The sequence below is a fragment of the Leptolyngbya sp. FACHB-541 genome, assembly GCF_014695875.1.
Lineage (GTDB): Bacteria > Cyanobacteriota > Cyanobacteriia > Elainellales > Elainellaceae > JAAUTN01.
On the sequence record NZ_JACJPC010000139.1, the window covers coordinates 1 to 2,913 of the forward strand.

Here is a 2,913-nt window from a genome sequence, read left to right on the forward strand (position 1 = left end):
GGTACACCCGATGCTTGAGAACCGTTGTTATTAGAAGAGGGCATGACCATAAGAGTTCACCTGAACTAGACAGTAATTTGTGAGCGGTCAGGTGTCTCACTCATATTGTCACAAAGGGGGCACCTGATTTGTTACCAGAAGCACTCGCCATTGCTATGGATGTTCGGTTTGAGCGCGATCGCGGCGAGCGTGCTTCAGCTTTGATTGCCCTAGCGTCCGAGATGTCAAAGATGCAAACGGGCAAACTTTTTCCCCTTTGGCAAAAAATACTCCACTCGTTATCTTTCCAATCTCGTCGGGACTTTCTGCCTGATATATTGGCGCTAAATTCGGTTATCTAATGCCTTGGGAGATCGGGCAGCAGTGGCGGAAGTTTTGATTGCGATCCAGGATGTAGGACGGTGGTGTCCGTGATACCGATAAGTTTCGCCCATGCGACCCTCTTCATCGCTTCAATGCCGCTCAATGTTCTTCTGGCATTATTAAACGACTTAAATCCCATTATCGGTTTTACGGTTCGTTTAATATGACGGTGATCCTTTGAACAGGATGATTTGGGGCAAGAAATGCCGCCACTTGAACAAAGAGGAAGGAGACATGGGAGGAGAAGGCAAAGTTTAGGGCTGTGTATGCCGGATTTCCAGCCGCTCTCAATGCGTTGGTGGTGGCAAAAGAGGTTTTTGCAGAGCTGAAGCGAACAGATTAAACTGAATGAACACATCTGTTCTTTGCAGGAGTTGCGATTGAGCAAAAACAACGCGCCCAGGCTTTAAGTTTTGACTCCTAGAAGAGGTGGTTTATGACAGTACAACATTCATTTTCTGAGCATTCTGATATCTCTAAATCACCCGATCAGACACTAAGTGCGATCGTTACCGTGCGCCCTGACGTTGAAACGCTAACTCGTCAGCGCCTGCCCTATTTCGTAGGGATCTCTAAAAGCACGGCTGGTGCAAAGGGAGTTTCAATGAACCTCGTGATCATTCCTGCGGGTGGAACTGCTGAACCACACTTTCACCGCGACTATGAAACTGCAATTTATCTCATCAAAGGGCGTGTAGAGACTCGTTACGGTGAAGGACTCAAACAATCAGTGATTAACGAAGCGGGAGATTTCATCTTTATTCCTCTAGGTGTTCCACATCAGCCTTACAACTTGAGTGACACCGAACCCGCTCACGCGCTTGTTGCTCGAAATGACCCAAACGAGCAAGAGAACGTTGTTCTCTACGATCCAACTTCCAAAGGATAAAGGCAAACCATACTGCAAATTTTTGCGATCGCTCTAGTGCCAACAGGTTTGGGCTGTTGATCGAACTGAGTAAGATGACAATGAGAGACAGCACGCAATTTTATGATCAGGATTGGGGAACAAGACATCCACTGACAGGAAATCTTCCTCAATTGGGTGAACTCAGGCAACGGTTTGATCATACAACTCCGGTGTTATCCAGTCGGCAAATGGGCTGGAACGGGATTTCAGTTGAGCAGTATCACCATCTTTCAAGTTCGTTTGAAGTTGAATTTCCTGCCCCATCAGATCATTGGCTCGTCTTACCCTTAGGGACACCTGTCTCTGTAACTCAAAAGTCTGACGATCGCTTGCATGAATCCGTCATTCAGAAGGGCGACAGCATCCTTGTTCCTGCCGGGCAACCGAAGTACTGGTGTCGGCGCGAAGGCATCTGCTATGCGATGCACATTCACTTGAAACCAGAGATGATTAGGCAAACCGCTGAAGCATCTGAAATGGATACAAAGCGAATCGATCTCATGGAGTGTTTCGGTAAGCAAGATTTACAGCTTCATCAGATCGCCATGCTGCTTTTAGCGGAGTTGAAATCAGGCGGCATGATGGGTCAATTGTATGTCGAATCATTATCTCAGGTGTTAGCAATTCATCTGCTACGACACTATTCTCAGTCTGCACTAATCATCAAGTCTGAGAATGGAAGTTTAACTCACTCCCAATTGCAGCAAGCGATCGACTATATTCACACCCACCTCAATCGAGGTTTGTCACTGGCTGAGCTGGCAGGTGTGATCAATATTAGTCCTACTTACTTTGCGAGTTTGTTCAAACAAGCTATGGGAATATCGCCGCACCAGTACGTGATCCAACAGCGAGTGGAACGGGCAAAGGTGATGTTGAAGAGAACAGATTTGGCGATCGCAGACATTGCCTTACGAGTGGGCTTTTCTAACCAAAGCCACTTAACACGACACTTTAAACGCCTAACTGGAATAACACCCAAGCAGGTGCGCTAAAACCATAAGGATGTGACAAAACATTGTAAGAATCTGCAAGAAACCGAGTATTAGAACTGGCTACACTCTAGACCAGTAGGAAAAGAACTTATACCAATTCTTCAAAGTAAGGCTACAGATGGTACAAAGCTTTTGATGGGTTCAAAGACGAAGGATGGCAGGGGTATACAAGCTAGAGATTAGTGAGAGTGAGGAAGACCTCAAAGGGTTACTGAGAGAGCAGAAAACTGCATCAGGCAAAGAACGGATACAACTGCTGTATCTGCTCAAAAGTAGGCAAGCTGCAACGGTACAGCAAGCAGCGCAATTGCTTGGACGCAACCGGGTCAGCGTTCAGAAGTGGTTACGGCGCTATCGAGCAGGAGGACTCAGCGAGATGCTGGAGAAAAAGGAACCCTGCGGTCGCCCCCGTGCGATTCCAGCCTGGGCAGAAGCGAGTCTGAAAAAGCGGTTGCAAGAGCCTGAGGGGTTTGATGGCTACGGAGCAATTTGTGATTGGTTCGAGACACAGTTGGGGGTTGAGGCGAAGTACAAAACGGTGCATAAACTGGTGTACTACCGTCTCCAGGCATCTCCTAAAGTTCCTCGTCCGGTGAGTGTAGAACAGTCGTGTGAGCGGATGGAAGCATATAAAAAAACTTGAGC

At 47.3% G+C, this 2,913-nt stretch carries 3 protein-coding genes and 1 pseudogene; 3 read left to right on the forward strand and 1 reads right to left on the reverse strand.

Translation table 11 applies throughout. The features are described from left to right. Positions 1–445: 445 nt before the first annotated feature. Positions 446–541, reverse strand: a pseudogene (locus H6G00_RS35830) (IS6 family transposase); the annotation flags it as partial. 258 nt (positions 542–799) lie between these two features. Between H6G00_RS35830 and H6G00_RS30645 the strand changes: the two are divergent. From H6G00_RS30645 to H6G00_RS30655, 3 genes are all read left to right on the forward strand, one after another. Next, on the forward strand, positions 800–1,252 hold the full coding sequence (locus tag H6G00_RS30645; RefSeq protein WP_190799613.1) for a cupin domain-containing protein: 453 nt from the start codon (positions 800–802) through the stop codon (positions 1,250–1,252). Between the two features lie 80 nt (positions 1,253–1,332). Then, positions 1,333–2,268, forward strand: coding sequence for an AraC family transcriptional regulator (locus tag H6G00_RS30650; RefSeq protein WP_190799614.1), 936 nt, complete (start codon positions 1,333–1,335; stop codon positions 2,266–2,268). Between the two features lie 154 nt (positions 2,269–2,422). Next, positions 2,423–2,911 carry a helix-turn-helix domain-containing protein gene (locus H6G00_RS30655; RefSeq protein ID WP_190798059.1) on the forward strand — a complete coding sequence of 163 codons (489 nt, stop codon included), beginning with the start codon at positions 2,423–2,425 and terminating at the stop codon, positions 2,909–2,911. Positions 2,912–2,913 lie beyond the last annotated feature (2 nt).